Annotated in this window: 27 protein-coding genes and 1 pseudogene; 23 read left to right on the top strand and 5 right to left on the bottom strand. The window is 63.0% G+C overall.

What is annotated here, in order from left to right; all coding sequences use genetic code 11:
* The first annotated feature begins 185 nt into the window (after positions 1-185).
* The 8 genes from NKH50_RS15235 to NKH50_RS15270 are packed head-to-tail and all read left to right on the top strand — an operon-like array spanning position 186 to position 9,142.
* The gene (locus tag NKH50_RS15235) at positions 186-1,292 is read left to right on the top strand and encodes an NAD-dependent epimerase/dehydratase family protein (RefSeq protein WP_352645253.1); all 1,107 of its coding nucleotides are present in this window, start codon (positions 186-188) and stop codon (positions 1,290-1,292) included.
* Complete coding sequence (locus NKH50_RS15240; RefSeq protein ID WP_352879615.1) at positions 1,289-2,368, top strand: NAD-dependent epimerase/dehydratase family protein; 1,080 nt, start codon at positions 1,289-1,291, stop codon at positions 2,366-2,368. The genes NKH50_RS15235 and NKH50_RS15240 overlap by 4 nt, the downstream gene beginning before the upstream one ends.
* Positions 2,365-3,657: a TIGR04295 family B12-binding domain-containing radical SAM protein gene (locus tag NKH50_RS15245; protein WP_352701908.1), complete on the top strand. Its 1,293-nt coding sequence runs from the start codon at positions 2,365-2,367 to the stop codon at positions 3,655-3,657. Before NKH50_RS15240 ends, NKH50_RS15245 begins: the two co-directional genes overlap by 4 nt.
* Positions 3,642-4,742, top strand: a complete 1,101-nt coding sequence (locus tag NKH50_RS15250; RefSeq protein ID WP_352701911.1) for a glycosyltransferase family 4 protein — start codon at positions 3,642-3,644, stop codon at positions 4,740-4,742. Before NKH50_RS15245 ends, NKH50_RS15250 begins: the two co-directional genes overlap by 16 nt.
* Positions 4,743-4,744: 2 nt before the next feature.
* Positions 4,745-5,875 (top strand): CgeB family protein, encoded by a 1,131-nt coding sequence (locus tag NKH50_RS15255; RefSeq protein ID WP_352879618.1) that lies wholly within the window; start codon positions 4,745-4,747, stop codon positions 5,873-5,875.
* Positions 5,872-6,966: a CgeB family protein gene (locus NKH50_RS15260; protein WP_352701915.1), complete on the top strand. Its 1,095-nt coding sequence runs from the start codon at positions 5,872-5,874 to the stop codon at positions 6,964-6,966. Before NKH50_RS15255 ends, NKH50_RS15260 begins: the two co-directional genes overlap by 4 nt.
* Positions 6,963-8,072 carry a CgeB family protein gene (locus NKH50_RS15265; RefSeq protein WP_352879620.1) on the top strand — a complete coding sequence of 370 codons (1,110 nt, stop codon included), beginning with the start codon at positions 6,963-6,965 and terminating at the stop codon, positions 8,070-8,072. The genes NKH50_RS15260 and NKH50_RS15265 overlap by 4 nt, the downstream gene beginning before the upstream one ends.
* Positions 8,073-8,095: 23 nt before the next feature.
* Complete coding sequence (locus tag NKH50_RS15270) at positions 8,096-9,142, top strand: UDP-glucuronic acid decarboxylase family protein (RefSeq protein ID WP_352505423.1); 1,047 nt, start codon at positions 8,096-8,098, stop codon at positions 9,140-9,142.
* Between the two features lie 243 nt (positions 9,143-9,385).
* Here the strand turns inward: NKH50_RS15270 and NKH50_RS15275 are convergent, their stop codons facing one another.
* Positions 9,386-11,218, bottom strand: coding sequence for a hypothetical protein (locus tag NKH50_RS15275; protein WP_352879622.1), 1,833 nt, complete (start codon positions 11,216-11,218; stop codon positions 9,386-9,388).
* A gap of 158 nt (positions 11,219-11,376) precedes the next feature.
* Between NKH50_RS15275 and NKH50_RS15280 the strand changes: the two genes are divergently transcribed.
* From NKH50_RS15280 to NKH50_RS15330, 11 genes and pseudogenes are all read left to right on the top strand, one after another.
* Positions 11,377-12,480: an inositol-3-phosphate synthase gene (locus NKH50_RS15280; RefSeq protein WP_352879624.1), complete on the top strand. Its 1,104-nt coding sequence runs from the start codon at positions 11,377-11,379 to the stop codon at positions 12,478-12,480.
* A complete protein-coding gene (locus tag NKH50_RS15285) occupies positions 12,477-13,073 on the top strand; it encodes a histidine phosphatase family protein (protein WP_254818806.1) in 597 nt (198 codons plus the stop codon). The genes NKH50_RS15280 and NKH50_RS15285 overlap by 4 nt, the downstream gene beginning before the upstream one ends.
* 15 nt (positions 13,074-13,088) lie before the next feature.
* Positions 13,089-14,192 (top strand): CgeB family protein, encoded by a 1,104-nt coding sequence (locus tag NKH50_RS15290; RefSeq protein WP_352879626.1) that lies wholly within the window; start codon positions 13,089-13,091, stop codon positions 14,190-14,192.
* Positions 14,192-14,992: a nucleotidyltransferase family protein gene (locus NKH50_RS15295; protein ID WP_352505429.1), complete on the top strand. Its 801-nt coding sequence runs from the start codon at positions 14,192-14,194 to the stop codon at positions 14,990-14,992. The genes NKH50_RS15290 and NKH50_RS15295 overlap by 1 nt, the downstream gene beginning before the upstream one ends.
* A gap of 2 nt (positions 14,993-14,994) precedes the next feature.
* Complete coding sequence (locus NKH50_RS15300; protein WP_352505430.1) at positions 14,995-15,756, top strand: TIGR04290 family methyltransferase; 762 nt, start codon at positions 14,995-14,997, stop codon at positions 15,754-15,756.
* A complete protein-coding gene (locus NKH50_RS15305; protein WP_352505431.1) occupies positions 15,749-16,681 on the top strand; it encodes a glycoside hydrolase 5 family protein in 933 nt (310 codons plus the stop codon). Before NKH50_RS15300 ends, NKH50_RS15305 begins: the two co-directional genes overlap by 8 nt.
* A gap of 20 nt (positions 16,682-16,701) precedes the next feature.
* On the top strand, positions 16,702-17,766 hold the full coding sequence (locus NKH50_RS15310) for a glycosyltransferase family 4 protein (protein ID WP_352688578.1): 1,065 nt from the start codon (positions 16,702-16,704) through the stop codon (positions 17,764-17,766).
* A gap of 7 nt (positions 17,767-17,773) precedes the next feature.
* A complete protein-coding gene (locus tag NKH50_RS15315; protein ID WP_352879629.1) occupies positions 17,774-18,763 on the top strand; it encodes a GNAT family N-acetyltransferase in 990 nt (329 codons plus the stop codon).
* Between the two features lie 59 nt (positions 18,764-18,822).
* Positions 18,823-19,527, top strand: a pseudogene (locus NKH50_RS15320) (class I SAM-dependent methyltransferase); the annotation flags it as partial.
* A 222-nt stretch (positions 19,528-19,749) separates the two neighbouring features.
* Positions 19,750-19,968: a hypothetical protein gene (locus NKH50_RS15325; RefSeq protein WP_023676213.1), complete on the top strand. Its 219-nt coding sequence runs from the start codon at positions 19,750-19,752 to the stop codon at positions 19,966-19,968.
* Positions 19,969-20,147: 179 nt separating this feature from the next.
* Positions 20,148-20,324 (top strand): hypothetical protein, encoded by a 177-nt coding sequence (locus NKH50_RS15330; RefSeq protein WP_254818813.1) that lies wholly within the window; start codon positions 20,148-20,150, stop codon positions 20,322-20,324.
* 11 nt (positions 20,325-20,335) lie between these two features.
* Here the strand turns inward: NKH50_RS15330 and NKH50_RS15335 are convergent, their stop codons facing one another.
* Positions 20,336-20,920, bottom strand: coding sequence for a sigma-70 family RNA polymerase sigma factor (locus NKH50_RS15335; protein ID WP_502900970.1), 585 nt, complete (start codon positions 20,918-20,920; stop codon positions 20,336-20,338).
* A 295-nt stretch (positions 20,921-21,215) separates the two neighbouring features.
* Between NKH50_RS15335 and NKH50_RS15340 the strand changes: the two genes are divergently transcribed.
* From NKH50_RS15340 to NKH50_RS15350, 3 genes are all read left to right on the top strand, one after another.
* A complete protein-coding gene (locus tag NKH50_RS15340) occupies positions 21,216-21,419 on the top strand; it encodes a hypothetical protein (RefSeq protein ID WP_254818814.1) in 204 nt (67 codons plus the stop codon).
* A 118-nt stretch (positions 21,420-21,537) separates the two neighbouring features.
* On the top strand, positions 21,538-21,885 hold the full coding sequence (locus tag NKH50_RS15345) for a DUF982 domain-containing protein (protein ID WP_254818815.1): 348 nt from the start codon (positions 21,538-21,540) through the stop codon (positions 21,883-21,885).
* Positions 21,886-21,917: 32 nt separating this feature from the next.
* Positions 21,918-22,217, top strand: a complete 300-nt coding sequence (locus tag NKH50_RS15350) for a DUF982 domain-containing protein (RefSeq protein WP_352879633.1) — start codon at positions 21,918-21,920, stop codon at positions 22,215-22,217.
* A 41-nt stretch (positions 22,218-22,258) separates the two neighbouring features.
* Here the strand turns inward: NKH50_RS15350 and NKH50_RS15355 are convergent, their stop codons facing one another.
* The 3 genes from NKH50_RS15355 to NKH50_RS15365 all read right to left on the bottom strand — a co-directional run bounded on the left by NKH50_RS15355 (position 22,259) and on the right by NKH50_RS15365 (position 24,586).
* The gene (locus NKH50_RS15355; protein WP_254818816.1) at positions 22,259-22,756 is read right to left on the bottom strand and encodes a hypothetical protein; all 498 of its coding nucleotides are present in this window, start codon (positions 22,754-22,756) and stop codon (positions 22,259-22,261) included.
* Between the two features lie 82 nt (positions 22,757-22,838).
* A complete protein-coding gene (locus NKH50_RS15360; RefSeq protein WP_352879635.1) occupies positions 22,839-23,474 on the bottom strand; it encodes a LysE family translocator in 636 nt (211 codons plus the stop codon).
* Between the two features lie 281 nt (positions 23,475-23,755).
* The gene (locus NKH50_RS15365) at positions 23,756-24,586 is read right to left on the bottom strand and encodes an SIR2 family NAD-dependent protein deacylase (RefSeq protein WP_502900489.1); all 831 of its coding nucleotides are present in this window, start codon (positions 24,584-24,586) and stop codon (positions 23,756-23,758) included.
* A 214-nt stretch (positions 24,587-24,800) separates the two neighbouring features.
* Here NKH50_RS15365 and NKH50_RS15370 point away from each other — a divergent pair, with 214 nt between their 5' ends.
* Positions 24,801-25,580, top strand: a complete 780-nt coding sequence (locus NKH50_RS15370) for a heme-binding protein (RefSeq protein WP_254818820.1) — start codon at positions 24,801-24,803, stop codon at positions 25,578-25,580.
* The last annotated feature ends 61 nt before the right edge of the window (positions 25,581-25,641 follow it).

Here is a 25,641-nt window from a genome sequence, read left to right on the forward strand (position 1 = left end):
CTGCCGAGCATATGCGCGCGGTTGGTCGATTATGGCTCCTAACACCAAGCGCGCTTCGATGTTCCCGTGCCCAGCCCAAGGCGGTCGCTTCCGGAGCGCAGCGCCCGGGAACTTTGTTGAAGCAAGGGAACAAACCTTTCGCCCGGAAGTTTGGGGCGGCAAAGCCATTCGTATGAGGAGTTGTCGTGAAACGTATACTGGTCACGGGAGGCTGCGGTTTTATCGGCCGCCACGTCGCCCAGGAACTCGTTGAACATGGCTATGGGGTTTCAATTCTCGATGCGTTGCTGGACCAGGTGCATGGCGGCGAGGCAATCAGCCTGCCGCCAGGCGCCAAGCTGATCAAAGGCGACGTTCGCGATCGCGAGGCCATCGCAGAGGCGGTCGACGATGTCGACGCGATCATTCACCTGGCGGCCGAAGTCGGTGTCGGCCAGTCCATGTACGAGATCGCCCGCTATGTCGGCGCCAACGACCTCGGCACCGCCACGCTGCTGGAAGTGCTGATCAAACGCCCGATCGAACGGATAGTCGTTGCTTCGTCGATGAGCGTCTATGGCGAGGGTCTCTATGCCACGCCGGACGGCCGGCGCATCGACAATGCAAGACGGCAGCCGGACGATATCCGCAGCGGCCAATGGAATCCCCTGTCGCCGGAAGGCGAAGTCCTGTCGCCGCTGCCCACGGACGAGCAGAAACCGGTCGACCTCGCCTCGATCTACGCGCTGACAAAATACGCCCAGGAACGCGCCGTACTGATCTTCGGTGAAGCCTATGGCATCGACGCGGTGGCACTGCGCCTGTTCAATGTCTTCGGCGCCGGACAGGCGCTCTCGAACCCGTATACCGGCGTCCTGGCGAACTTCGCCTCGCGCATCGCCAATGGCCAGCGACCGCTGATTTTCGAGGACGGCGAACAGCAGCGCGATTTCGTGCACGTGCGCGACGTTGCCCGCGCCTTCCGGCTGGCGCTGGAACAGCCCCAGGCGCGCAGCCACGTCATCAACATCGGCAGCGGGCGGGCCTACGCAGTCAGCGACGTCGCCCGGCTGCTCGCCGAAGCAATGGGCGTGCCTGGCCGCCAGCCGGAAATCCTCGGCAAGGCACGCTCCGGCGATATCCGCAATTGCTTTGCCGACATATCGAAGGCGCGCGAACTGCTCGGCTTCCAGCCGCAATACCGGCTGGAGCATTCGCTCGGCGATTTCGTCGCATGGGTGCGCAACACCGTCGCCATCGATCGCAGCGCCGAGATGAAGCGGGAACTCGAAGCGCGAGGGCTGGTATCATGAGACCGGATTCACCCGATTTTCGCGAAGCGCCCGTCGCCGTTATCGGCGGCAGCGGCTTCATCGGCTCCAACCTCGCCGACAGCCTGTTGTCGGATGGCGAACCGGTGCTGGTCATCGATAATCTGAGCCGTCCCGGCGTCGAGCAGAACCTCGAATGGCTGACGCAAAAGCACGGCAGCCGTCTCACCACTGAAATCATCGACATCCGCGAGGCCGAGGCGCTGATGCCGCTCGTGGCTGGTTCGAGGGCGGTTTTCCACTTTGCCGCGCAGACCGCCGTCACCACGAGCCTGGTTCGGCCGGACGAGGATTTCGACATCAACCTGCGCGGAACGTTCAACGTCCTGGAAGCCGCTCGCCGCAGCGGCAAACGCATCCCCGTCGTTTTCGCCAGCACCAACAAGGTCTATGGGCGGCTCACTGACATTGCGATGCGCGAAGACGACGGCAAATATGCGCCTTGCGACGCCAGCATCCAGGCGCACGGCATTGACGAGACGCGCGGCCTTGATTTCTGCACGCCCTATGGCTGCTCCAAGGGCGCGGCGGACCAGTATGTCCTCGACTACGCCAAGTCATACGATCTGCCGACGGCGGTGCTGCGCATGAGCTGCATCTATGGACCGCGCCAGTTCGGGACGGAGGATCAGGGCTGGGTCGCCCATTTCCTGCTTAGCGCGTTCTCCGACCGGCCGATCACCATCTATGGCGACGGCAAGCAGGTGCGCGACATCCTGCATGTTGCCGACGCGGTCGCGGCCTACCGCGCGGTGCTCGACCGGATCGAGGAAATCAAGGGCCAGGCATTCAATCTCGGCGGCGGACCGGAAAACGCCGTCAGCCTGCGCATGCTACTGAAGGAGATTTGCGACATAACGAAACGGGACGTTTCGATCCGTTACGACCGCGAACGCACCGGCGACCAACCGTTCTTCGTCGCCGACACACGCGCGATCGAGGCGGCGCTGGGATGGAAAGCGCATGTCTCGTGGCGAAACGGCATCCGCGACCTCGCCGATTGGCTGCAGCGTCATCGCGCCGACCCGCATCCCGAACCGGCGAGGTACGTAGCATGAAGGTCGCTCTGGTCAATCCGTCCTGGACCTACCAGGACAGCATCTATTTCGGCTGCCGCCAGCCGCATCTGCCGCTCGAACTCGGCTATTCGAAAGCCTTGCTCGAAGCCGCCGGTCACGAGGTGCTGATGCTGGACGGGCAGATCCAGAAGCTCGACAACGCCGCGCTTGCCGATCGCGTCGCCGCTTTCGAGGCTGATATGACCGTCGTCAGCACCGCGCCGACCTACCTGTTCTGGCGCTGCGCACCGCCCGAGTTGCGCGTGCCGGCTGAGTTTCTCAACCATCTTGCCGGGCGCGGCGGCCGCACCGTCGCCGTCGGGCCGCACGGCTCGGCGACGCCGGCGCCGACTTTGCGCAAGCTTGGCGTCGACATTGTCGTGCGCGGCGAATGCGAGGAAGTGGTCGCGGAACTCGCCCGGCGCGACGACTGGAATGCTGTGCCGTCCACCGCCCATTTTGAGGATGGAGAACTGGTTTCGAACGGCAGCGCGCATGCGAGCTCGTTCATCGATCACCCAGCGCTCGAATGGCCATCGGACTGGATTGCCGCCCATTCGCACCACCATCACCGCTTCGACGACAACCAGGTCGGCTTTGGCGCCGAGGTCGAGGCTTCGCGCGGCTGCCCGTATAATTGCAGCTTCTGCGCCAAGATCGATTTCCGCGACGCCTATCGCCGTCGGAACCACGAAGCGGTGATCGCCGAGATCGACCGGCTGATCGCACAGGGCGTCGGCTACATCTACTTCATCGACGAGATATTCCTGCCACAAAAGGCATTGCTGGAAGCGCTGGTCGATCGCGATGTGAAGTTCGGCGTGCAGACGCGGATCGACCTCTGGAAACCGGAACTGCTGAAACTGCTTGGCGCCGCCGGCTGCGTCTCGATCGAGGCGGGGCTCGAAAGCCTGACGGTGGAAGGCCGCGCCATGCTGGCAAAACGCTGCCGGCTGGGCACCGAGGAACTGGCTGCGTTGCTGGTCGACGCCAGGCGCCATGTGCCGTTCGTTCAGGCCAATCTCATCGGCGTGGTCGAAGACGATCCCGCGCTGGTCGACTATTGGCGAAAGCACCTGATCGACAACGGCGTTTGGGCCAACGAACCGGTGCCGCTTTATCCTTATCCGAGTTCGCCCAGCTACCGCGAACTTTGGGGCGAGCCGGACGATCTCGCCTGGGAGCGCGCGCATGAACATTACCTCGCATCCTTCCGGACGTTCAGCGACATCCAGGAGAAGCGTCCGCGTCCGCTGGCTGAATTGGAGGCCACATGTTGCGGACACTGAGCCCGCCGCGTCGCATCCTGATGACTGTCGATGCCGTCGGCGGCGTCTGGCGCTATGCGCTCGATCTGGCCAGGCAACTCGTCGCCGGAGGCGACAGTGTCGTGCTTGCCGGGCTTGGTCCGGAACCGTCCAGGCAGCAGGCCGAGGAGGCCCAGTCATTCGCGGCGCTGACCTGGCTCAACACGCCGCCCGACTGGATGACCCGCGACGAGCAAGACCTCGACGCGTTGCAGCAGGAGCTGCTCCCGCTCATCCGTGACTACGCCATCGAAATCGTCCATCTCAACGCGCCGACGCAGGCTGCGGGGCTCGACGTGCCCTGCCCGGTCGTGGCGGTGTCGCATTCCTGCGTGGTGACATGGTTCCACGCCGTCAAAGGACAGGCGGCGGACGGCGATTGGGCCTGGCAAAAGGACCGCAACCGGCGCGGTTTCGATGACGCAGGCATGGTCGTTGCACCCAGCCGCAGCCATGCCGACATGCTGGAAACCTGCTACGGGCCGATCGCCCGCCTGAGCGTCGTCGGCAACGGTGCACGGCCCGGGCCGAAGAGCGAAAGGCGGGAATCGGTCGTTTTCGCCGCTGCGCGCTGGTGGGACGAGGGAAAGAATGCGGCGGTGCTGGACCGGGCCGCTTCCCGCACGCAATGGCCGGTCTTCGTCGCCGGCTCGCTGCAAGGCCCGGACGGCCAGCATGTTGGCTTCAGCCACGCCGTTCCCGTCGGGCCGGTACCGCATGAGGAAGTGCGCCTGCTGATGGCGCGGGCCGGCATTTTCGTATCGCCGTCGCGCTACGAACCGTTCGGTCTGGCCACGCTGGAAGCCGCGATGTCGAAGACGCCTTTGGTGCTCGCCGATATTTCGACCTATCGCGAACTGTGGGACGGCGCGGCCATGTTCTACGACGCGCGCGATCCGAGCGATCTCGCCAGATGCATCAGCAGCCTGTGCAGTGACGCGCAGCGCCGGCGAGAACTCGGTGAGGCAGCGGCCCGCCGAAGCCGTAGATTTTCATTGGCAAGACAGGCGACCGCCATGCGCGGCGTCTACGACAAGGCGGCCCTGGCCACCATGGCGGGTAGTTGATTATGCGGTTTTTGTTCTACACCCATTCGATCGTTTCCGACTGGAACCACGGCAACGCACATTTCCTGCGGGGCATCATGCGTGAGCTGGTCGCGCGCGGGCACCAGGCTATCGCGCTGGAGCCCGCCGACGGCTGGAGCCGGTCGAACCTGCTGGCCGAGAAAGGATCCTTCGCCATCGAACGATTCCGGAAGGACTTTCCCGAGCTGATGCCGGTCACCTATGACGCCGCCTTCGACCACGAAGCCTGGATCTCCGATGCCGATGTGGTGATCGTGCATGAGTGGACCGAGCCGGATCTTGTCGCGCGGCTGGGCAGGGTGAAAGCGAATGGCGGGCGTTTCACGCTGCTGTTCCACGACACGCACCATCGCGCCATATCGGCCACGCAAGCGATCTCCTCCTTGCGGCTTGAACATTATGACGGCGTGCTCGCCTTCGGCGAGGCGCTGCGGGAAAGCTATCTCCGTGCCGGATGGGGCAAGCGGGTCTTCACCTGGCACGAGGCAGCCGATGACCACCTGTTCCAGCCGCATCCTGAAATCGAGCGTAGTTCCGACCTTATCTGGATCGGCAATTGGGGCGACGACGAGCGCAGCGCCGAAATCAGGGAGTTCCTGGTCGGCCCGGTGCGTGAGCTCGGCCTGAGCGGAACCGTCCACGGCGTTCGCTATCCGCCGGAGGCGCTCGCCGACCTTGCGGCCGCCGGCCTGCGCTACGAAGGCTGGATCGCCAATGCCGACGTGCCGAAGGCATTCGCGGCGAACCGCATCACGGTTCACATCCCGCGGCGTCCATATCGCGAAAGCCTGCCCGGCATCCCGACCATCCGCATGTTCGAGGCGCTCGCCTGCGGCATTCCGCTTGTTTCGGCGCCTTGGTCCGATGTCGAACGCTTGTTCAGGCCCGGCACCGATTTCTTGTTTGCAAATAATGGCTTCGAGATGGGGCGTCATCTTCGCGCCGTGCTGCACGATGCGGATCTCGCCGCTTCTCTGGCGACCTCGGGCCTCGAGACCATCCGCTTGCGGCACACATGCCGGCACCGGGCGGATGAATTGTTCGGCGTGCTCGCCGAATGCGGGCACCGCCAAGCCGCCGACACGATCCTTGCAAAGGAGGCCGCCGAATGAAGATCGCATTCTATGGATCGAGTCTGCTGTCGTCCTATTGGAACGGCGCGGCAACCTATTACCGCGGGCTGCTCAAGGCCTTGGCAAGGCTCGGCTATGACATCACCTTCTACGAGCCGGACGTCTACGATCGCCAGAAAAACCGCGACATCGAGGCGCCGGACTGGTGTGCCGTGGTCGTCTACGAGGCCACCCCGCATGCCATGATGCAGGTGGCCGCGCGGGCGGCGGAGGCAGATATCGTCGTCAAGGCAAGCGGCGTCGGTTTCGCCGACGACGCGCTGTTGCGGGCGGTGCTCGATCACGCCCGTGCCGATGCGCTGACCGTATTCTGGGATGTCGATGCGCCGGCGACGCTCGGCCAGTTGCGCGACGAGCCCGACCATCCGCTGCATCGCGCGCTGCAGGAAATCGACCTCGTGCTGACCTATGGCGGCGGCGACCCGGTGGTCTGGGCCTATCGGGCCATGGGAGCGGCCGAATGCGTGCCGATCTACAATGCGCTCGATCCGGAAACTCATCATCCGGTCGGCAAAGATATGCGTTTTGCCTGCGATCTCGCCTTCCTCGGCAACCGGCTGCCGGACCGCGAGGCGCGCGTCGAGGCCTTCTTCCTCGACCCGGCCGGCCGCTCGGCCGATCAGCGCTTCCTGCTCGGCGGATCTGGCTGGGGCGACAAGCAGATGCCCGCCAATGTCCGATGGCTCGGCCATGTCGGCACGCGTGACCACAATGCTCTGAACGTCACGGCCAAGGCGGTGCTGAACATCAGCCGCGACAGCATGGCGGCCAATGGCTTTTCACCTGCGACGCGCGTGTTCGAGGCAGCCGGCGCCGGCGCGTGCCTCATCACCGACGCCTGGCTCGGTGTGGACCTGTTCCTGAAACCCGGCGAGGAAATCCTGGTCGCGCGCGATGGCGAGGACGTCGCCGAGATCATGCAAAGCCTTAGCGCCGAACAGGCCAAGGCGATCGGGGCATCCGCGCTTCGGCGGGTACTTGGCGAACATACCTATACGACACGGGCCGTTTTGGCCGACGCCATTTTCAGGCGCCATTTCGAGCGTCCGACCGTGGAGGCGGCCGAATGACGAAGCCGCTCGACATCGTCTTTCTTGGCCTGTCGCTCTCCTCGTCCTGGGGAAACGGCCACGCCACCACCTTTCGGGGGCTGCTTAAAGGTCTCCACGAACTCGGTCACCGCGTCACCTTTCTCGAACGCGACGTGCCGTGGTACGCAAGTCACCGGGATCTGCGCGACCCCGATTTCTGCGCGTTGCGCTACTATGAAACGACCGATGATCTTCGCCGCAATTTTGCGCGCTGCCTGCGCGATGCCGATATCGTGGTCGTCGGCTCCTTCGTTCCCGAAGGTCCTGAAATCATCGACGTCGTGGCATCGCTGTGCACAGGTCAGTTCTGCTTCTACGACATCGACACGCCGGTCACGCTGGCAAAGCTTTCAACCGATGATTGCGAGTATATTGCCAGGCGGCAGGTCCCGTATTTCGATGCCTACTTCTCCTTTACCGGCGGGCCGACGCTTGCCCGTCTGACTGCGGAATTCGGCGCGAGGCGGGCCGAGCCGCTCTACTGTTCCGTCGACCCGGAACGGCATCACGGAACCGGTGACCCAATCCGCTGGGATCTCGGCTATCTCGGCACGTACAGCCCCGACCGCCAGGCGACGCTGGAGGCCCTGCTGTTCGAACCGGCGCGTCGCATGCCTGAGCGTCGCTTCGTCGTTGCCGGCTCGCAATATCCGCGCGAAATCGCCTGGCCGGACAATGTCGATCGCATCGAACACCTGCCGCCGGCAGACCATGCCGCCTTTTACAGCCGCCAACGCTACACGTTGAACGTCACGCGCAGTTCCATGATCGCGGCCGGATGGTCGCCCAGCGTGCGCCTCTTCGAGGCAGCCGCCTGCGGCACGGCGATCATCAGCGATTGCTGGGCCGGACTGGACAGCTTGTTTCCAGGGCGGACGATCCACACGGCGCGCAGAACCGAGGACGTAATCGGTATCCTGTCTGGAGAATCCGACGGCGCCCGGCTTGCCATGGCCAAGCAGGCGCGCGTGCTCATCCTGGCAGCTCACACAAGCATCGCAAGAGCCCGCGAATTCGTTGCGCTGCTGGCGCAAGCCAAATCGCCACGTTCTGTTCTCGATCTGGACGTCGAGAGCGCAGCATGACCCGCAGACGGGAGAAGATAGAGATGCAGCTATCAAGAAAGGCGCAACGGACCAAGACCGTGCTTGTCGCCGGCGGCGCCGGCTTCCTCGGTTCGCATCTTTGCGAGACAATGCTCCAGGCCGGCTGGCGCGTGATCTGCGTCGACAATTTCCTTACCGGCCGCATGGAGAACATAGCATCGATCGCCGATCGTCCGGATTTTCGGCTGATCAAGCAAGACATTTGCCGGCCGTTGGAGCTTGGCGAACCGGTGGATCGCATCTTCAACATGGCATGCGCGGCCTCGCCGCCGCGTTACCAGGCCGACCCGGTCCACACGACGCGGACTTGTGTCATCGGGACGCTCAATCTGCTGGAGCTCGCCGCCCGTGATGGCGCCCGCTTCCTGCAGGCGTCCACCAGCGAAATTTATGGCGATCCCGAACAGCATCCGCAGAAGGAAGACTATGTCGGCCACGTGAACTGCATCGGCCCCCGCGCCTGCTATGACGAAGGCAAGCGCACCGCCGAAACCTTATGCTTCGATTATCTGAGAATGGGAAAAGCCGATATCCGTGTCGCGCGCATCTTCAACACCTACGGCCCCAGGATGGACCCTGCGGACGGACGGATCGTTTCCAATCTGATCATGCAGGCACTCGAGAGACGGCCGCTGACCATATTCGGCGACGGGCTGCAGACCAGGTCGTTCTGCTACGTTTCCGATCTGGTCGACGGCTTGATCCGGTTGATGGAGGTCGATCCCAATCCACGCCAGCCGGTCAATCTGGGCAATCCGGGGGAGTTCACCATCCTGCAACTGGCGAGCCTGGTGAGAAGCATGACCGCAACCAAATCGGGCCTGAAATTCCTGCCGCTGCCGCAAGACGATCCTCGTCGTCGGCAACCCGACATTTCCCGCGCAAAGAAGCTTCTCGGTTGGTCGCCAAAAGTGCCGCTCAGGCAAGGTTTGATGCGCACGATCGGCTATTTTGCCGAGCTTGAGACGGCGCAGATGATCGACAGAAGACGTCGAATTGCCGCCACCGTGCGTTCTGCCTCAGGCCGGCTGCAAAACCTGCCCGCCTGAGGCGGGGAGCGTCTGGCCGCTGCACGATCGCGCGGTCGTTTCGGATTTCGTCACTTTTTCTCGTCGCGGGAACAACCCGTCCAGCTTCTGGTTCTGCCAAGGTACCGGCATGGAGACGATTATGCATCCGAAGCGATCCGCCAAAGACATCGAGCAAATGGCCGCAAAGGAGACGGCTGCCTTCCTGCGGCGCGCCTCCATCACCTATCTGGAATGTTGCGTGAGCCTGATGATGACGCATCTTCAGCGCGAGGAGGTAGTCGCCATCCTCGAAAAGGAAGCGGATATGCTTCGCCGGCTGGACTGATCCTGGTCGAAGGGCCGCAGTTCCCCTTGGTTCTCCAGGAAACGAAGCAACATCGAGGTATAACGTCTTGCCGCGGCCGCCAGCCGGATCTGTTCCCGATCATCGCCAGATCGTGCAGCCATGCTCCACAAGCCAAGCTGGAACGCAAGATAGCAGGGCTCATAGTATTGGACCAGATTGGCATCGACGGGACGTGAGGCTCTCACTTCCACAGCCTTGCAAAGCGCCCCAGTCGCCGGGTCGGAGAGGCTGTACTCGACACGGGCGCCGGCAATGTCCCAGGCGATGTTCTGGCAGCCGATCAGATCGTGCGATCGGCAATGATCGAGGGCGTCCGTCTTGACCAGCGTTCCACTGCGCGAAAGGATGAACTCCCACGGATGAAGCCGCCCGTCGATCTCGACCCGCTGCATGGTCTTGGGTGGAGCCTGTTTCGAGAACCAGGTCTGCAGCTCCGCCGCGCGGCGTTCGCCCAGCGCTTCACTTGCATTCCGCACGGCCATGTCGGCAAGCGCCTCCAGCGAGGCGCCTGGCTCCGAGGCGGGCAGATTGGCTGCGCGCCAGGCGAGATAGCGCGCCAGGTGAGCGACCAATTTTTCTTTCGAAAGCGTTGCCCGGTCCAGCGTTGTGCCGTCGATCCAGCGTTCGGCCAGAAAGCCATGGCACAGCCCGGCGACTTCCGGGCCAAAGCCTGCGTCGTGCAGCCTCCTGGCGGTCTCGGCCTTGTGCATTCCGATTTCACCGAGGCCGACGAATTTGACCGACCATTTTTCCCGGCCGGCGGAAGCGAGGAACTTCCGCCGCTCGAGGCCGCGATGAACGGGCGGCCACTGATCCTGCGAGCCATAATGCAAGCGACGCCACTCTCCGGCGGATATTTCCATCAGGCTGACCGCTGTGCGGCCGATCATTCTAGCCACCCAATCCCGCAGCGCCGGCAGAGCGGATCCAGCGGGGAAAGTCCGTTCGAAATCCGCGGTGTGTTTTTGGCACACCGTCCATGCCTCACGGATGTCCGCCGACGTCTCGGGGCCCGGGCCACCCAAATGACTTGGGAACAGATGGATGCGCCTGGCATCGATGCCCAGCGCTTGTAGCCATGCGACGACGGCATGGAACGAGCTGCCGGACAGACCCGGGCCCTCATCGACGATGGCAAAGCGGGCCGACGGCTTCGCCATCCAGCCCCTGATCAGCTCCGGATCGGCGGCAAGCCGCCTGCGAAACGGGTGGCCGGTCGGACGGACGCTGACGGGTGCTGGCGCGCCGATGGCTGCAGCCACCATCGCGGCAAGCCCCAGGCCGATGCTGCGGATGCCGATTACGCATGTGTTCGCATCGAGACCCGACTGCCGCGCGGCGACGAAATAGCTCTCCGGATAAAGCCCGTAATGAGCGTAGCCCTCAGCCGCGCCGGTCAGAATGTCGGCATCGCATTCGAGTTCGGCCAACATTCGCGGCACTTCGGCATCGACCGGGCCGGCGACGGCGAATCCGGCTCTCCACGATCTGCCCACCTCCCGGGCCAAGCCGACCAGGAGATTTGCGCCCGCGATCCGTTGTGGGGAATTCCTGTCCGTGCCCTTGGCCTCGAATTCCGCGTCGGCAAGGCCCTGGACCAATTCCGAGACCTTGATGAACAGGCCGACCAGGGCTGCGTGCCGTCCGATCCCGCTTGGCATGTCCGCGATGTGCCCGGCCGCGTCGCGAGCCGAGGCGCGAACATATCGCGCGCTCTCAGTTTGCTTGTGGTCGCCATAGACGATCATTGTCCGTCCCGGTTGGCCTCATCCCCTGCTGCACAACTCGGCGGACGCTACTTTGATCCACCGTCGGTTGCACGATTTTTACAGCCGGCAAGGAACAATCCGGGAGGAAGGCGGTTTGGCACGAAGAACTTACCTTCAACAGCATAGGCAGCGGTTTCGTGGGATCGAAGAAAGTTCGGATCGGAATAGTCGGCGTCGGCAACTGCGCCTCCTCCCTTGTTCAGGGCATCACCTATTACCGCGACGCAAGGAGCAATGAGCCCATACCCGGGCTGATGCATGCCGATCTGGGCGGCTACCATGTCAAGGACATCGAGGTGGTCTGCGCTTTCGACGTCGCCAAGGGCAAGGTCGGACGTGATGTGGCAGACGCGATCTACAGCGCGCCCAACAATACTTTCCGCTTTGCCAATGTTGCGCCTACCGGCGTTCGCGTCGAACGCGGACCGACGCTGGACGGCATCGGCAAATATCTGCGCGACGAGATCGAGGAGGCCGACGAGCCGGTCGCCAATGTCGGCAACATCCTCGCCGAAAGCGGCACCGAGATCCTGGTGTCTTATCTGCCTGTCGGTTCGGAGGAGGCAACACGCTTTTACGCCGAGTGCGCGCTCGAGGCGGGCTGCGCCTTCGTCAACTGCATACCTGTCTTCATCGCCTCGCGGCCGGAGTGGCGCCGGCGCTTCGAGCAGCACGGGCTGCCGCTAATCGGCGACGACATCAAGAGCCAGGTCGGTGCGACGATCGTCCACCGGCTGCTCGCCAACCTGTTTCGTGAGCGCGGCGTGCGCATCGATCGCACCTACCAGCTCAATTTCGGCGGCAACACCGACTTCCTCAACATGCTGGAGCGCGAGCGGCTGGAATCAAAGAAGATCTCAAAGACGCAATCCGTCACCAGCCAGATCGACGTCCCCCTGGAGCCCGGCAACATTCACGTCGGGCCGAGCGACCATGTCCCGTGGCTGACCGACCGCAAGTGGGCCTATATCCGGGTTGAAGGCACGACCTTCGGCGGCGTGCCGCTGAATGCCGAGCTCAAGCTGGAAGTGTGGGATTCGCCCAATTCGGCCGGCGTCGTCATCGATGCGGTGCGTTGCGCCAAGCTGGCGCTCGACCGCGGCATCGCGGGCGCGCTGACCGGCCCATGCAGCTATTTCATGAAATCGCCGCCCGAGCAGTTCACCGACGCGGAAGCCCGCCAGCGCACACTCTCTTTCATCGCTGGCAAGGACGAGCCGATGCTCGATGCGGCGGAATGACGACGACGTTTTTTCTGGTGCGCCACGCCGCGCATGACAATGTCGGCTGTTATCTTGCCGGGCGGATGGCCGGCGTTTGCCTCGGCGAGGCCGGCAGGGCACAGGCCTCGCATCTGGCTGACCGTATGGCACGCGAGCCGGTAGCGGCAATCTTCTGCAGCCCGCGCGAACGCACGCAGGAGACTGCCAATCCGATGGCGCTCGCCTGTAATGCCGGTGAAATCGTGATCCGCGAGGAACTCGATGAGATCGACTTCGGCACCTGGTCGGGAAAGACCTTCGAGGAGCTGAACAAGGATGCCGACTGGCGAGCGTGGAACGACCAGCGTCAGCAGGCGAGAACGCCGAGCGGCGAGACCATGCTAGACGTGCAGCAACGCGTCGTCTTGCTGATCGAACAGGTCCGCGGCACCTACCAGAACCAATGCGTTGCACTGGTCAGCCATGCCGACGTCATCAAGGCCGCGGTGTGCAAAGTGCTCGGCCTGTCGCTGGGGAACTGCTTTCGCTTCGATATCGACCCAGCGTCGATCACCACGGTTGTTTGGGGGGACTGGGGGTCGAAGCTGATCAGACTCAACGAAGCTGCCTGACGAGGAATTTGCCGGATGCGCATGGTCATTTTCGGTCTTACCGTGACATCGTCGTGGGGCAACGGCCACGCCACGCTGTGGCGCGGATTGATCCGGGCGATGGCCGGGCTGGGCTGGTCCATCACCTTCTTCGAACGCAACACCCCCTATTATGCCGGTACACGCGATCTCGACCAGTTGGATGGCGGCAACCTTGTCCTTTACCCGGATTGGGAGGACATCCAACGCGTTGCCGAGCAGGCGATGAAAGAGGCCGATGTCGTCATCGTCACCTCCTATTGTCCCGATGCCGTGAGCGCGTCCCGCCTTGCTCACCAGGCCTGTCGCGGGCTGAAGGTCTTCTACGATCTGGACACGCCGGTGACGCTGGCGCGGATCGAACAAGGCGAGCCTCCGGCCTATTTCGGGCCGGAAGGGCTTCGCGATTTCGATCTCGTGCTGAGCTACACGGGAGGAACCGCGATCGACGCATTGAGGTCGACGCTGGGTGCACGCCGCGTCATGCCGCTCTACGGCCATGTCGATCCAGAGCGACACCGGCCCGCCCCGCCCAGGCCGGAGTTTGCCGGTGACCTGTCCTATCTTGGAACCTATGCGGCAGACCGCCAGGCCGGGGTCGAGAGGTTGCTGGTCAGCCCGGCTGCGCGCCTGCCGGATCGCCGTTTCATTATTGGCGGCGCACAATATCCGCAGGAATTCCCGTGGAGCGACAATATTTTCTTCGTCCGGCATCTGCCGCCGGCCGACCACCCCGCCTTCTTTTCATCTTCACGACTGACCCTGAACGTGACCCGCGAGGCGATGGCCGAACGGGGCTGGTGTCCTTCCGGCCGGCTGTTCGAAGCCGCCGCTTGCGGGGCTGCGATGGTGAGCGACACATGGCCCGGACTGGAGGCCTTTTTCCGGCCCGGTGAAGAGATCGTCGTGGCCAACAGCACCGACGACGTGGTCGCGGCAATCGACCTGTCCGACGCCGAGCTTGACGCGATTCGCCGCCGTGCGCGCGAGCGGGTGCTGGACGAACACACCTCGGCGCGGCGCGCGAAGGAATTCGACCGCATCCTGTCCGATGCACTGCACGGCTCCACGCATGGCGAGCCATTGAAGGAGGCAGTTTGATGTTGGGCATCGTGCCCGCAGCCGGACGGGGAAGCCGCATCCAGCCGCTCGGCTTTTCGAAGGAGCTTCTGCCGGTCGGCAGCCGCATCGACGGCAACACCGAGCGGCCTTGCGCGGTCAGCGAATACCTGGTGCGCCGCATGGTCCGCGCTGGGGCCGACAAGATCTGCTTCGTCATCGGCTCGGGTAAGTCGGATATCCTGGAATATTATTCTGCCGGCTATGCCGACGCGGCCGCTCTGTTTGTGGTGCAGCCCTCTCCGGTCGGCCTTTGCGACGCCATCTTCCGCGCCGCACCGCTCGTCGCAGCCGACGAGACCGTTCTGGTCGGGTTGCCCGACACGATCTGGTTTCCCGAAGACGGCTTCCTGGCCCTCCCGGACGACGGCCTGTCCTTCCTGCTGTTTCCGGTGGACCAGCCGGAGTTCTTCGATGCCGTCGTTGTCGACCCGGACGGCCGGGTGAAGCAAATCCAGGTCAAGCAACAGAATGCCGCATCGAACTGGATCTGGGGTGCGTTCAAGATGCCCGGCCGCACCCTTCATCAGCTCGCCGCGCTGTGGCGGGAACGGGACCGGTGCGACGAATACATCGGCACACTGGTCAACGCCTATCTCGCCGCCGGGGGCGAAGCCTATGGCATCAAGGCTGGCACCGCCTATGTCGACGTCGGCACCTTCAACGGCTACCGCACCGCATTGCGGCTGCTTGAAAGCGCCGCCGGTACCAAGGACGACCAAGCCGCCATTACGCTGCCCGGCCACCAGCACGTCCCTATCCTCGCAGGCGAAGGAGGCTAGCCATGCTGCATTCCGATGCCGAGATCCGCCGCCGTATCAATGCGCTCGGCCCATGGTTCCACAATATGGAGCTGGCCGGCATCGAAACCGCTCCCGACCATTTCCTTGGCAACTATCCGCTGATCAAATGGCGCAAATTCGCCGGCGCGATTCCCGCCGATCTTTCCGGTAAGGCGGTGCTCGACATAGGCTGCAATGCGGGTTTCTACTCGATCGAGATGAAACGTCGCGGCGCCGGCCGCGTGCTAGGCATCGACTTCGATGAAGCTTACCTGGCGCAGGCGCGCTTTGCCGCCGAGGTCGCAGACTGCGACATCGAATTCCGGCAGCTCTCGGTCTACGACGTTGGCGCCCTGCATGAGCGGTTCGACATCGTGCTGTTCATGGGCGTGCTCTACCATTTGCGCCATCCTCTGCTCGCACTCGATCTGATCCGGGAGCACGTCGCCGACGACCTGATGATCTTCCAGTCGATGCAACGCGGCAGCACCAACGTGCCGGCGCTCGAGCAGAACTATCATTTCTGGACCCACGACCTTTTCGACCGGCCGGAATTCCCAAAGCTGCATTTCATCGAGCATCGTTACGCCGACGACCCGACCAACTGGTGGATTCCCAATCGCGCCTGCACCGAAGCCATGCTTCGCAGCGCCGGCTTCAAGATCGTGCTGCAACCGGAACAGGAGGTCTATTTCTGCCGCACCGCCGACGTGCCGGCCGGCGGCGGCGCCGTCTACCCGTCGAAAGGACAGATAAATGATTGAAGCCGCGATGATCTGGAACGAGCCCAACAACAAATCCCACTGGGATCCCGAGCTCGACCCCGACTGGAGCCGCTTCGCCGCTACGGCAATCCTGGCCGCCGACGCGATCGCGGCGGAGAATCCCGCCTTGACCAAGGTGCTGGGCGGCATCTCGCCGATCGATGCCGGCTTCATGACCCGGATGAAGGAATTCGGCGTGCTCGATCACGTCGACGCGGTCGCCGTACACGGCTTTCCGCTCGACTGGAACCTCTGGCAGATCCACGAATGGCCGCAGAAGGTCGGCGAGATCTCGGCTGTCACCGATCTTCCGGTATGGGTCAGCGAGGTCGGCGTGTCGACCTTCGGCGCCGAGGAGGTACAGGTCTGGGGCCTGCGCCGGACCGCGGAATTGCTGATCGGCAACGCACCGCGCATCCAATGGTACAGCCTCTACGACCTGCCGCGCGAGTGGGAAGCGACGACGCGCCATCGCGAGGCGGAAGGCTCGTCTTACTATCGCCATTTCTACATGGGCCTGCTTCGCCAGGACGGCACGCCAAAGCCCGCGCTCGAGGAGTTCCTGCACCACACGCCGGCATTAGGACTGGTGCAGTGGTTCCATTTCGAAGATCACCGGCTTGATGACGCCGTTGCCTGGATGAAACGCCTCGGCGTCACCAATCTGCGTACCGGACTTTCCTGGGCCGACAGCTTCAGGCCGAACGCGCTTGACTGGTTCGACCGGCAGATGGAGGCGTTGGCCGACTTCGACGTTACCGTTACTTTCTGCTTCACGCCGGAGCATCGCGGAATGATGCCGCACCACAGCAGTCCGCCGCTGGTGCCGGAGGAATTCGCCGAGTTCTGCGCGGCAATGACGCGCCGCTATGCCGGCAGCATCGCTGCCCCCTCCGTCGGCAGGCTACGCGCCTCCGCGGCGTGAGGAGCTTCGGCTCTCCCGCCATGACGCTCACCGTCCTCAACGTCGCCTATCCCCTCGCCCCGGTCGGGCCGGATGCGGTCGGTGGTGCCGAGCAGGTGCTGTCGATGCTCGACCAGGCGCTCGTACAGGCCGGACACCGCTCGATCGTGATCGGTTGCCAGGGCTCGAGCGCTGCGGGCACTCTCATCGAGACGCCGGCCGAACCGGGCGTGCTCGATGAAGCGGCGAAGCGCCGGGCGCAGCGTGCTCATCGCGCTGCAATCGCTACCGCACGCGCTCGCTGGCCAATCGACGTGGTTCATTTGCACGGCATCGATTTCGACGCCTATCTGCCGGGCGACGGGCCGACATTGGTGACCCTGCACTTGCCGCTCGACTGGTATCCGGCCGACGCTCTCAATCCGACACGGGAGGATCTGTGGCTGCATGCGGTATCAGCGGCTCAGCAAAGAACCGCGCCGCCGGGAGCCAGGCTCATCGAACCGATCCCGAACGGAGTGGACATCGACGCGCTCAGCGAGCGGCAGGCCAAGCGCGACTTTGCCCTCGTGCTCAGCCGCGTCTGCCCGGAAAAGGGCATCCATCTGGCGCTGGACGCAGCCAAGAAGGCCGGTGTGCCGTTGGTCATCGGCGGCAAAGTCTACCCTTACGAAACCCACACCGCGTATTTTGGCGACGAGGTCGAACCTCGGCTGGACGACCGGCGCCGCTTCCTTGGTCCGGTCGGCTTTGTCGCCAAGCGGCACCTGCTGAACACAGCCCGATGCCTGGTCATCCCGAGCCTCGCCGCGGAAACCAGTTCGCTCGTGGCCATGGAGGCGCTCGCCTGCGGCACACCCGTGGTGGCCTTCCCGAATGGCGCACTGCCGGATGTGGTTGAGCACGGCAAGACCGGGTATCTGGTCGGGGATGTCGACGAGATGGCGCAAGCCATCCTTGCCGCGGCCGGCCTGGATCCCGAGACCTGCCGGGCCGAGGCGCGGCGGCGCTTTTCACTCGACCGCATGGTTTCCTCCTACATGGACGCCTATCGGGCGCTGGCACGGCTCGGCACAGACAGCGGGCAGCTCGCGACGGCGAAGTGAGCGGGACATGCTCCGCGGTGAGATCATCGACGATCCGGCCGGCCTCGAAGCCCTTGAGCCACACTGGTGGGAACTCTGGTCGCGCAGTCCCTCGGCGACGCCGTTCCAGTCTCCCGCATGGTTACTGCCATGGTGGCGGACATTCGCTCCCGGCGAGCTAGCGACCGTCGCCGTTTGGAGTGGCGACGATCTGGTCGGCCTGGCGCCACTCTATCTGGAACGCCAGGACGCCGGCGCGCGGCTGCTTCCGCTCGGCATTTCGTTGAGCGACTATCTGGACGTCCTTTGTATTCCCGAAACCGCCGAACCGGTCGCCGTCGCCATCGCCGACACGGTTCTTTCCCTCGGCTGGTCGCAGTGGATCTTGCAGGACCTGCCTCCCGGCGGCGCCGGCCTTGCCATCAGGCATGCCGCGCTCGAATCGTGCCAAGCCGTCAGTCATGCCGCTTGCCCGGTGCTCGCTCTCGTCGGCGACCAGACGCTTCAAGGCTGTGTTCCGGCGCGGCGGAGGCGCCAATTGCGCCGCGCCCTCGGGGCCGCGTCGAGACGCGGCAGGGTCTCCATCGAACCCGCTTTGTCCGATCCGCAGACATTCCTCGATCACCTGATCCGCCTTCACCGCGCGCGCTGGGCCGGACACGGCGACGGGGTTCTGTCCGATTCCCGCGTGGAAGCATTCCACCGTCAGGCGCTGCCGAAACTGGTCGCACAAGTGCTTGCCCGATGCTGGCTCATCACCATCGGTGACGTGATCGTGGGCGCCTATTACGGGTTCCATCATCGGGGCCGCGCTTACGCTTACCTCGGTGGCTTCGATCCGGCCTATGCTGAGGAAAGTCCCGGCGCGCTGCTCATCGGCCAGGCGATAAGGCAGGCGATCTGCGAAGGCGCGGAAGAGTTCGATTTTCTGCGCGGACAAGAGGCCTACAAATACAGTTGGGGCGCCGTCGACCGGTGGACGATGCGCAAGATCTGGACGCGGAGCAAAGGGCGATGAGCGCGACCCAGCCAGGATCTCGGCGGTCGACATCAGCAAGGCGGGTGCTGGAGGACTGCATGGCAGACGGTGCCAGCGTCGAAGCCGTCATCGCCAGGCTGGCTCTCCGTTTCGAGACAGGAATCGAACCCGCAGAACTGGCGAAGATTGCACAAAACACGCATTCGGCCGATCCGCGAAAGACGGCAAAACTACGACGGATTGCGGACCTGCTTCAGCGCAGGCCCGAGATCTTCGCCACGCTGCGCAAAACAGGTGCTGCCGTTCGGCATGAGCGTGGCGGTGGCGAGACCGACGATGCGGTTGTCAAGCGGCTGGCGGCAGGGTTTGACGCGGCGGCGGCGATCTCGCCGGCGGCGAGCGTCCAGCTGTCGTCGCTGGGCGATGAGGAAAAGCTCGCGGCCGCTACGGCTGAAATCGTTGCATGGTTGGAGAGGCGAGGCTTTACCGGAATCGGCCGCGACATACTGGATATCGGCTGTGGCATCGGTCGGTTCGAACAGGTGCTCTCTGCTCTATCGCACCGGATCGTCGGCAGCGATATATCCCCGGCGATGATCTCGATCGCCCGCCGGCGATGCGCCGGGCTCGGCAATGTAGAATTCCGCCCTACCCGCGGTTTCGACCTTGCCGATTTTCGCGATGCCAGCTTCGACCGCGTGCTGGCCGTCGACAGCTTTCCCTATCTGGTGCTGGCCGGCCTCGCGGAACGACATTTTGTGGAAATCGCACGCGTGCTGAAGAGGCCAGGCATGGCCGTGCTTTTGAATTATTCATATCGCGGATCGCCGGCGCTGGATCGCGCCGATGTCCATAAGTTCGCCAACGCAAATGGCATGCAAGTTGTCGTCGACGGCGAAAAGCCGTTCCGGCACTGGGATGGCGATGCCTTCCTGCTTACGATTTCCGGCGGAACATTGCGGCCCAACGCAGGTTCGGATGCCGAACGAGAAAAGCCGCTATTCGACAGCAGGAAGGAGGACGAGATGGCGTCCGGCAGCAAGAAGCACATCGGTCGCGGCAGTCACGGCAAAGGCGCCGGCGCTGGCGCGATGACCGATCTTCCCAAGGACAAGATCGGAGAGAACGCCGTTCTGTCCAACAGAGACAAGAAGCAGCACACCAAGGAGCGTGGGCTCGACGGCAATCGGGTTAAATCGGAGCAGTACCAGGATCATTCAGCGGATCGGCGGCCTGAAGACTGATCGTTGCGGCAGCATATGGCTTGCAGCCGGTGAGCAATTGAAACGCAGCGAGAGCCCAACCGCTGACGAAGCTGTGCAAGGACCGAAGCCGGTCGCATGGATGGCCTGCAAATTCTTGCAAACTCGCACTGTTGCCACCAGAGTGAGATGAAGGGACCAACATTTGCCAAGAGAACGCGATGTCTCGCGCAAGGGAAGATTCCGTCGGCACGCGCGCCGATCTGACGATAGACCGGGAAATCGCTTCCTTGCTTGCGGCAATCGAGCAGGAAAGGGTTCCTGACCGGCTGACCAAACTTGCGATCGAATTGCAGCATGCGCTTGTCGAAAGACGCTTGCGCGGAACCAGTAACTAACGTGACATATATTAGCGGCGCCTCTCGGCTTCGAAGTCCAGTTGTCCTTCGGACAGATAGCTGCGCCTTTCCATCAGGGTTTGCGAGGAACTTTCGCCTAGGTATTCAAGCACGCCGGCGCGGGCCCTGTTGAGCCGGCTCTTCACGGTTCCCACCGCGCAACCGCATATTTCGGCGGTTTCCTCATAGCTGACGCCCAGCACGCCTATTAGCATCAGAACCTCGCGCTGATGCTCGGGAAGGCTCTGGATGGCCTGGTGGACTTCCTTGCCCTGTACGGACCATTCCTGCGTCGCTTCCGAGATCGGCCGCAGCGAAGCGCAGTCGAGCAGGCCGGGCGCTTCCCTCACGGCGGCCCTGACACGCGTGTAGTAGGTGTTGCGCATGATCGTGAAGAGCCATGACTTCATGCGCGTTCCAGCTTCGAACTTGTCAATGTTGGCCAGGCCCTTGGTCAGCGTCTCCTGGACCAGGTCGTCGGCATCATCGGGAGTGCGGCAGAAGGTGCGGGCGAAAGCCCTCAAAGCGGGTATGAGGTCGACGATGGAAACTTCTTCGGCTTCGCGGGTCGCCAAGGCGTAGGCTGTGGGTGGCAATGGTTCAGCTCCCGTCCAGAATGAGTTCGCGAGCGCAGACCAGTTAAATGCATTGGGCGAAAGATCGTTCCGGTTGCGAAAATCACCCCGCTCCAGAAAACCGGAGAGGGCTTGGCTGAGCAATCCCGGCCGACGGCGATATTTTTGACGGAACAACCATCGGGATCGCGGAGTTCAAAATCAAGGTCGTCCGACAATTCGGGCGCCGCCATTTGGCGCGTCGAAATGCGATTCGCAGCGAGCCTTGGCCGCGACCTCAAGGGCGGCCTGCCACCTCAAGAAACAGGAGGAGTCCATGACAGGAAACAAGCACGCCAAAGGCAAAACGCCGGCCGATAGCGATCTTGCCAACGATCCCGGCATCGGCAGTTCCAGGGGCACGATCAAGGAGGGCGACCGGCTCGATCAGGGCACCAATACGTTCGAAGGCGATGTCGAGAACGACACCACGCCGCAAGGCGGTATCAATCCTCGGCAAAAGATGCGGACCAACAAGTGACCGGCCGCGCACGATCGAACAAACCTGCTGCAACCCGTGCAGCAATCCCGCGTTAAAGAGCATGAGCCTCGGGTCCGCCCCGGGCGTTGATGCGACAGGCTCTTTCGCGGAGACACAGATGACAAAAAAATTGTTTGGCCGCCCGGTTCCAATTCTCGTCGGCCTTGGTTTCCCTCGCTATGTCGAAAATATCTGGCAGGCCTATGACGTCTTAAATGAATGGCCGAGCCGCGGTCCGGCGCACAAGGCGGCGTTCGACGCCTGTCGCGCCGGGCTGGCTGACGAGGTCGACGTCGAGACGGTGCGTGCGGCGTTCGATAAATTCGCCCGCAAGGCGGGCATTCTGGCCTACGATATCGCAGCCGAAACACCAGCACGCGCCAAAACAGCTGCGAAGGCCTACGACGTTTGGCTGAAACGCCCGTCGGACAGTCGTGTAGACCCTGAAGACACGCAGCTTGCTTGAAGCGACACCTTGCTTGAACCGGGAGGAATACGGTGCAGAGAATAGAGTTCGATACACCTGTTTGCATCTATTTCGGCAAGCCCGGGCGATCACGATTGGTCAGTTCCGTTTTCGAAGCAGCACATTGCCTGAAAAGCGAGAAATGGCCGACGCGCAATGCCCCACTGGCGCTGGCGGCCGCTGATGTATTGAATCGCGCCCGAACCGGTGAAATTACGGCCGGCAAAGCGCGGCAAGCGTTTGTCGACGCCGCGTGGGAGGCAAACATTCTTGTCGAAGGCGAGCCGCATGATGGGCATGCCACGACAGCCTTCATATCGGACTGCGGGTGAAGCGGCAGGCTGCCTCCCTGAAGTTCCGCCCAAAGCTTGGTTTATCGCGAATGATTGGCGTCCTCGGCCTTTTTCTCGCGCTGCTGCCTGAGGATTTCGTCGGTTCCGACGAGCTTCTTCGATCCGCCCGGGATCGCGGTGGAGACGACCGCCGGTGGGTCGCTTGCCGGGAAGGAATCTTCCAGGCCTGCCTGCAATTGGTCTTCCAGCGTTTGCGGCTCTTCAGAGCGGCCGGGGGTCCTTCGGGTATCTACGCTCTCCAGCGGCTGTGTCATGTCCGGCGAAGACCTGACTTCTCGAATCCAGCCATAGAGCTGTTCGATGGCAAATTCCTTCATCGTGTCGAAATCGGCCTTTTCGTCACGCAATGCCTCGATTTGGTCGACCATGGTCTTCTCGAAACGTTCGAGGCTATCGCTTCCGCAGGCCCGGCAGAGACGCACCAGCGCCTGGCGCAGTATGAGTGGCGCAAAGTGCGCCGTTGCCTCAAGCCTGAGCTGCTGCAAACGCTCCGGGGTAGCGGCTTGGAACTTCGACATGCTCGACCTCTTCGCCTTGTGGAGCATGTCAACGAAAATTGTCGGCGGATGTTCCATCGGCGGCCGCTGCATCGCTCGATCCTCAGCGGTGCGCGCCACCACCGACCGCCATGCGGATACCGAGACCGACGACGAAACAGCCTGCCACCCGCTGCTGCCAGAGCCTTACCTTCGGTCGTTTCATAATCCAGGCCCCGAGCGTGCCGGATGCGAGTGCATATGTGCCCAGCACCAGCACACCGGTCATTTTCTGGGTGCCACCGAGCAGCAGCAATTGCAGCGTGACCGATCCGCGAGCAGGATCGACGAACTGCGGAAGGAATGCCACCATAAAGGTTATCGGCCAAGGATTTATCAGATTGGCGATCATTCCTTCGCGTGCGGCCACAAGCGGTCCGACATTGCGCGGCTCCTCGACGGCGGCGCTGGTTGACGGCAACAGCACCAGACGCGATCCAAGCCAAACGAGATAGGCTGCACCCGCCCAGCGAAGCATGGCAAAGGCAAACGGCGATGCCTGAAGCAGCGACGATATGCCGAGGGCAAGGAGCGGCAGCTGGACCATACCGGCGCCGAGGGTCATTCCGAGGACGGTGAACAGGGCAATATCACGGCCCTGCCCGATGCCGCGCGCAATCACCAGCAGACTGTCGGGCCCCGGCGGCATCTGCATCAGGATGACCGTTCCGACAAAAGCCGTCCACGAAGCGGAATCCACGCCGCTACTTCGCCCCGGTTTCGCAAGATGCCTTCGCGCTGTCCTTCAACCGGCCGGCATCTCGCATCGTCTTGAGTGCTTCGTCCCTCGTCAGGCCGCACCTGCGGGCAAAAAAATCGATCTCATAGGCCAACTCGGCCGACAGGTCGTGTTTGGCATGCATTCTTCGCTTGTGTTTGCGTGCGCCCATTCAGGCTCGGTCCCGGATACGCTAGTCCTCCCGAACTCACATCGGATCAGTCGGTTCCACTGCCGGACCAATCCGCTTTCCGCAGGTTTTCTCACGCGCTGTCTGGCCGGCCCACCCTATCCTTGAGTTCGTTCAGGAACGCGAGCAGCGCGTCCTCAGGATCGTCGGCCTCTTCGGTCAGCATATCGATGCCCCAGTGGCCAAGAACAGCCTCCTGGACGATGCTCGGCTGCGACATGAAGATGAAGGATTTCGGGCGGCTCTTCTCGTAGCCCGACCGCCGCCAGGTCTGCCAAAGCCTGTGCAACAGCAGACGGATGTTCATATCAGACATGCTGTAGCCGATGAACAGGATGGTGCGCCCCAGTGCGTCGGCGCGAAACTTCACGTCGAGCGGCGAATCGAACGAAAGCCGGTCGAAATAGTCGGTCTCCGCCAGGACCAGCGATTTGTCGTCGTCGAAATCGCCGTGGAATTTGATGATCTGCGTCACCTCGCCGGTCGTCTTGGGCAAGTCCTTTGCGTTGGCCACCTTCACAAAGGGCCGGCCATGAATCTCGAAGGCAACCTCGAGGTTGCGATCATAATTGGTGGTGTAGATGATCGGAAAATCGAGCGATACGATGAGCTTGTGGATTGCCGACCGCTGCACTTCTTCCCGCGAGACGCTCCATTCACGATCCATCCAACTGCGCAAAGGGCCGAGGCTCCCCTGCTTCAGCCGGTAATATTCGGCAAGCGCCTGATAGCTGGCCTCCGGTGCGCCGATCATGTCCTCGTCAAGGCCGAGCTCGTTTTGCATGTGCTCGATGAGCTTTTGCCAAGACGGCAAGCCGACGCTCATCGACACCCCGGCTCCAACGAACAAGATACCTCGTCGCTCTTTCACCGATTGAGCCAGTTGCTCGACTGCGGACACCATTCGACACAACTGCCAGAAGTGCTGCTCTGTTCCGACGGCGCCTGGACCATCGCAAGAATAACTCCGATTTCCGGTTGAGTGCCAACACCCAGATCGGCTGTCCCGAGTTCCGGTCCCCGAGTTTGTCCGACCGAATCCGATATTTATTTCGTTCCCTTTGGCACTTCTGCGCCTCCTACGCGTTGGAGAGTGTTCAACAAAGACGGCGCAGCTAATGGATCGCCATCGGATTGTCTCGGTAGCATTATGTCTGTTCCTGCTTACGATCGGCGCCGTCCAGCAAAAGGCTTGGGCTCAAGCACCTTGCCCGGCCGACCATGACAAGTTGCTGGCCGCCCTCAAGGCCAACGTCAAGTCCAGCGGCGGTCCCGGCAATGGCGGCTTCGACACTAATGAATGGGCGGCAGTCGTGGCTCGCGACGGAACTGTCTGCGCCGTCGCCTTCAGTGGGCCGACCGCCGACGCCCAGTGGCCTGGCAGCCGGCTGATCGCCGCTGAAAAAGCCAATACCGCCAACGGGCTCAGCCTCGCCCACATGGCGTTGTCCACCGCGAACCTCTATGCGCCGGTGCAGCCCGGCGGTCCTCTATTCGGTCTGCAGGCCACCAATCCGGTCAATCCAGCGGTGGCCTATGCCGGCGATCCTTCGACGTTTGGAAGCTCCAGCGATCCATTGCTGGGAAAGCCTATCGGCGGTGTCGTCGTGTTTGGCGGCGGCCTGGCTCTCTACGACGGCAAGGGGATCGTCGGGGCCCTGGGGATAAGCGGCGATTCCTCCTGTGCCGACCACAATGTCGCCTGGCGTGTGCGCGCCGCGCTCGGGCTGGATAAGGTGCCGGCAGGCGTCAACCCAAACCGCAAGGACGCTATCATTTACGACCTCGATCCCGGCGGCAAGAGCGCCTCCGGCTGGGGCCATCCATTGTGTGCCGGAAGCGAGGCGGACGTGGCGGCGGAGCTTGGCGCCGGGGTCGGCGGCTCGATACGCAAATGAGGAAAGGGCGACAGGTGGCGGCGAAGACTCGTGTGTCAGCCAAAGGCGGAAACAGGCCAAT

The organism is Mesorhizobium sp. M1027 (assembly GCF_040318745.1).
Taxonomy (GTDB): Bacteria; Pseudomonadota; Alphaproteobacteria; order Rhizobiales; family Rhizobiaceae; genus Mesorhizobium.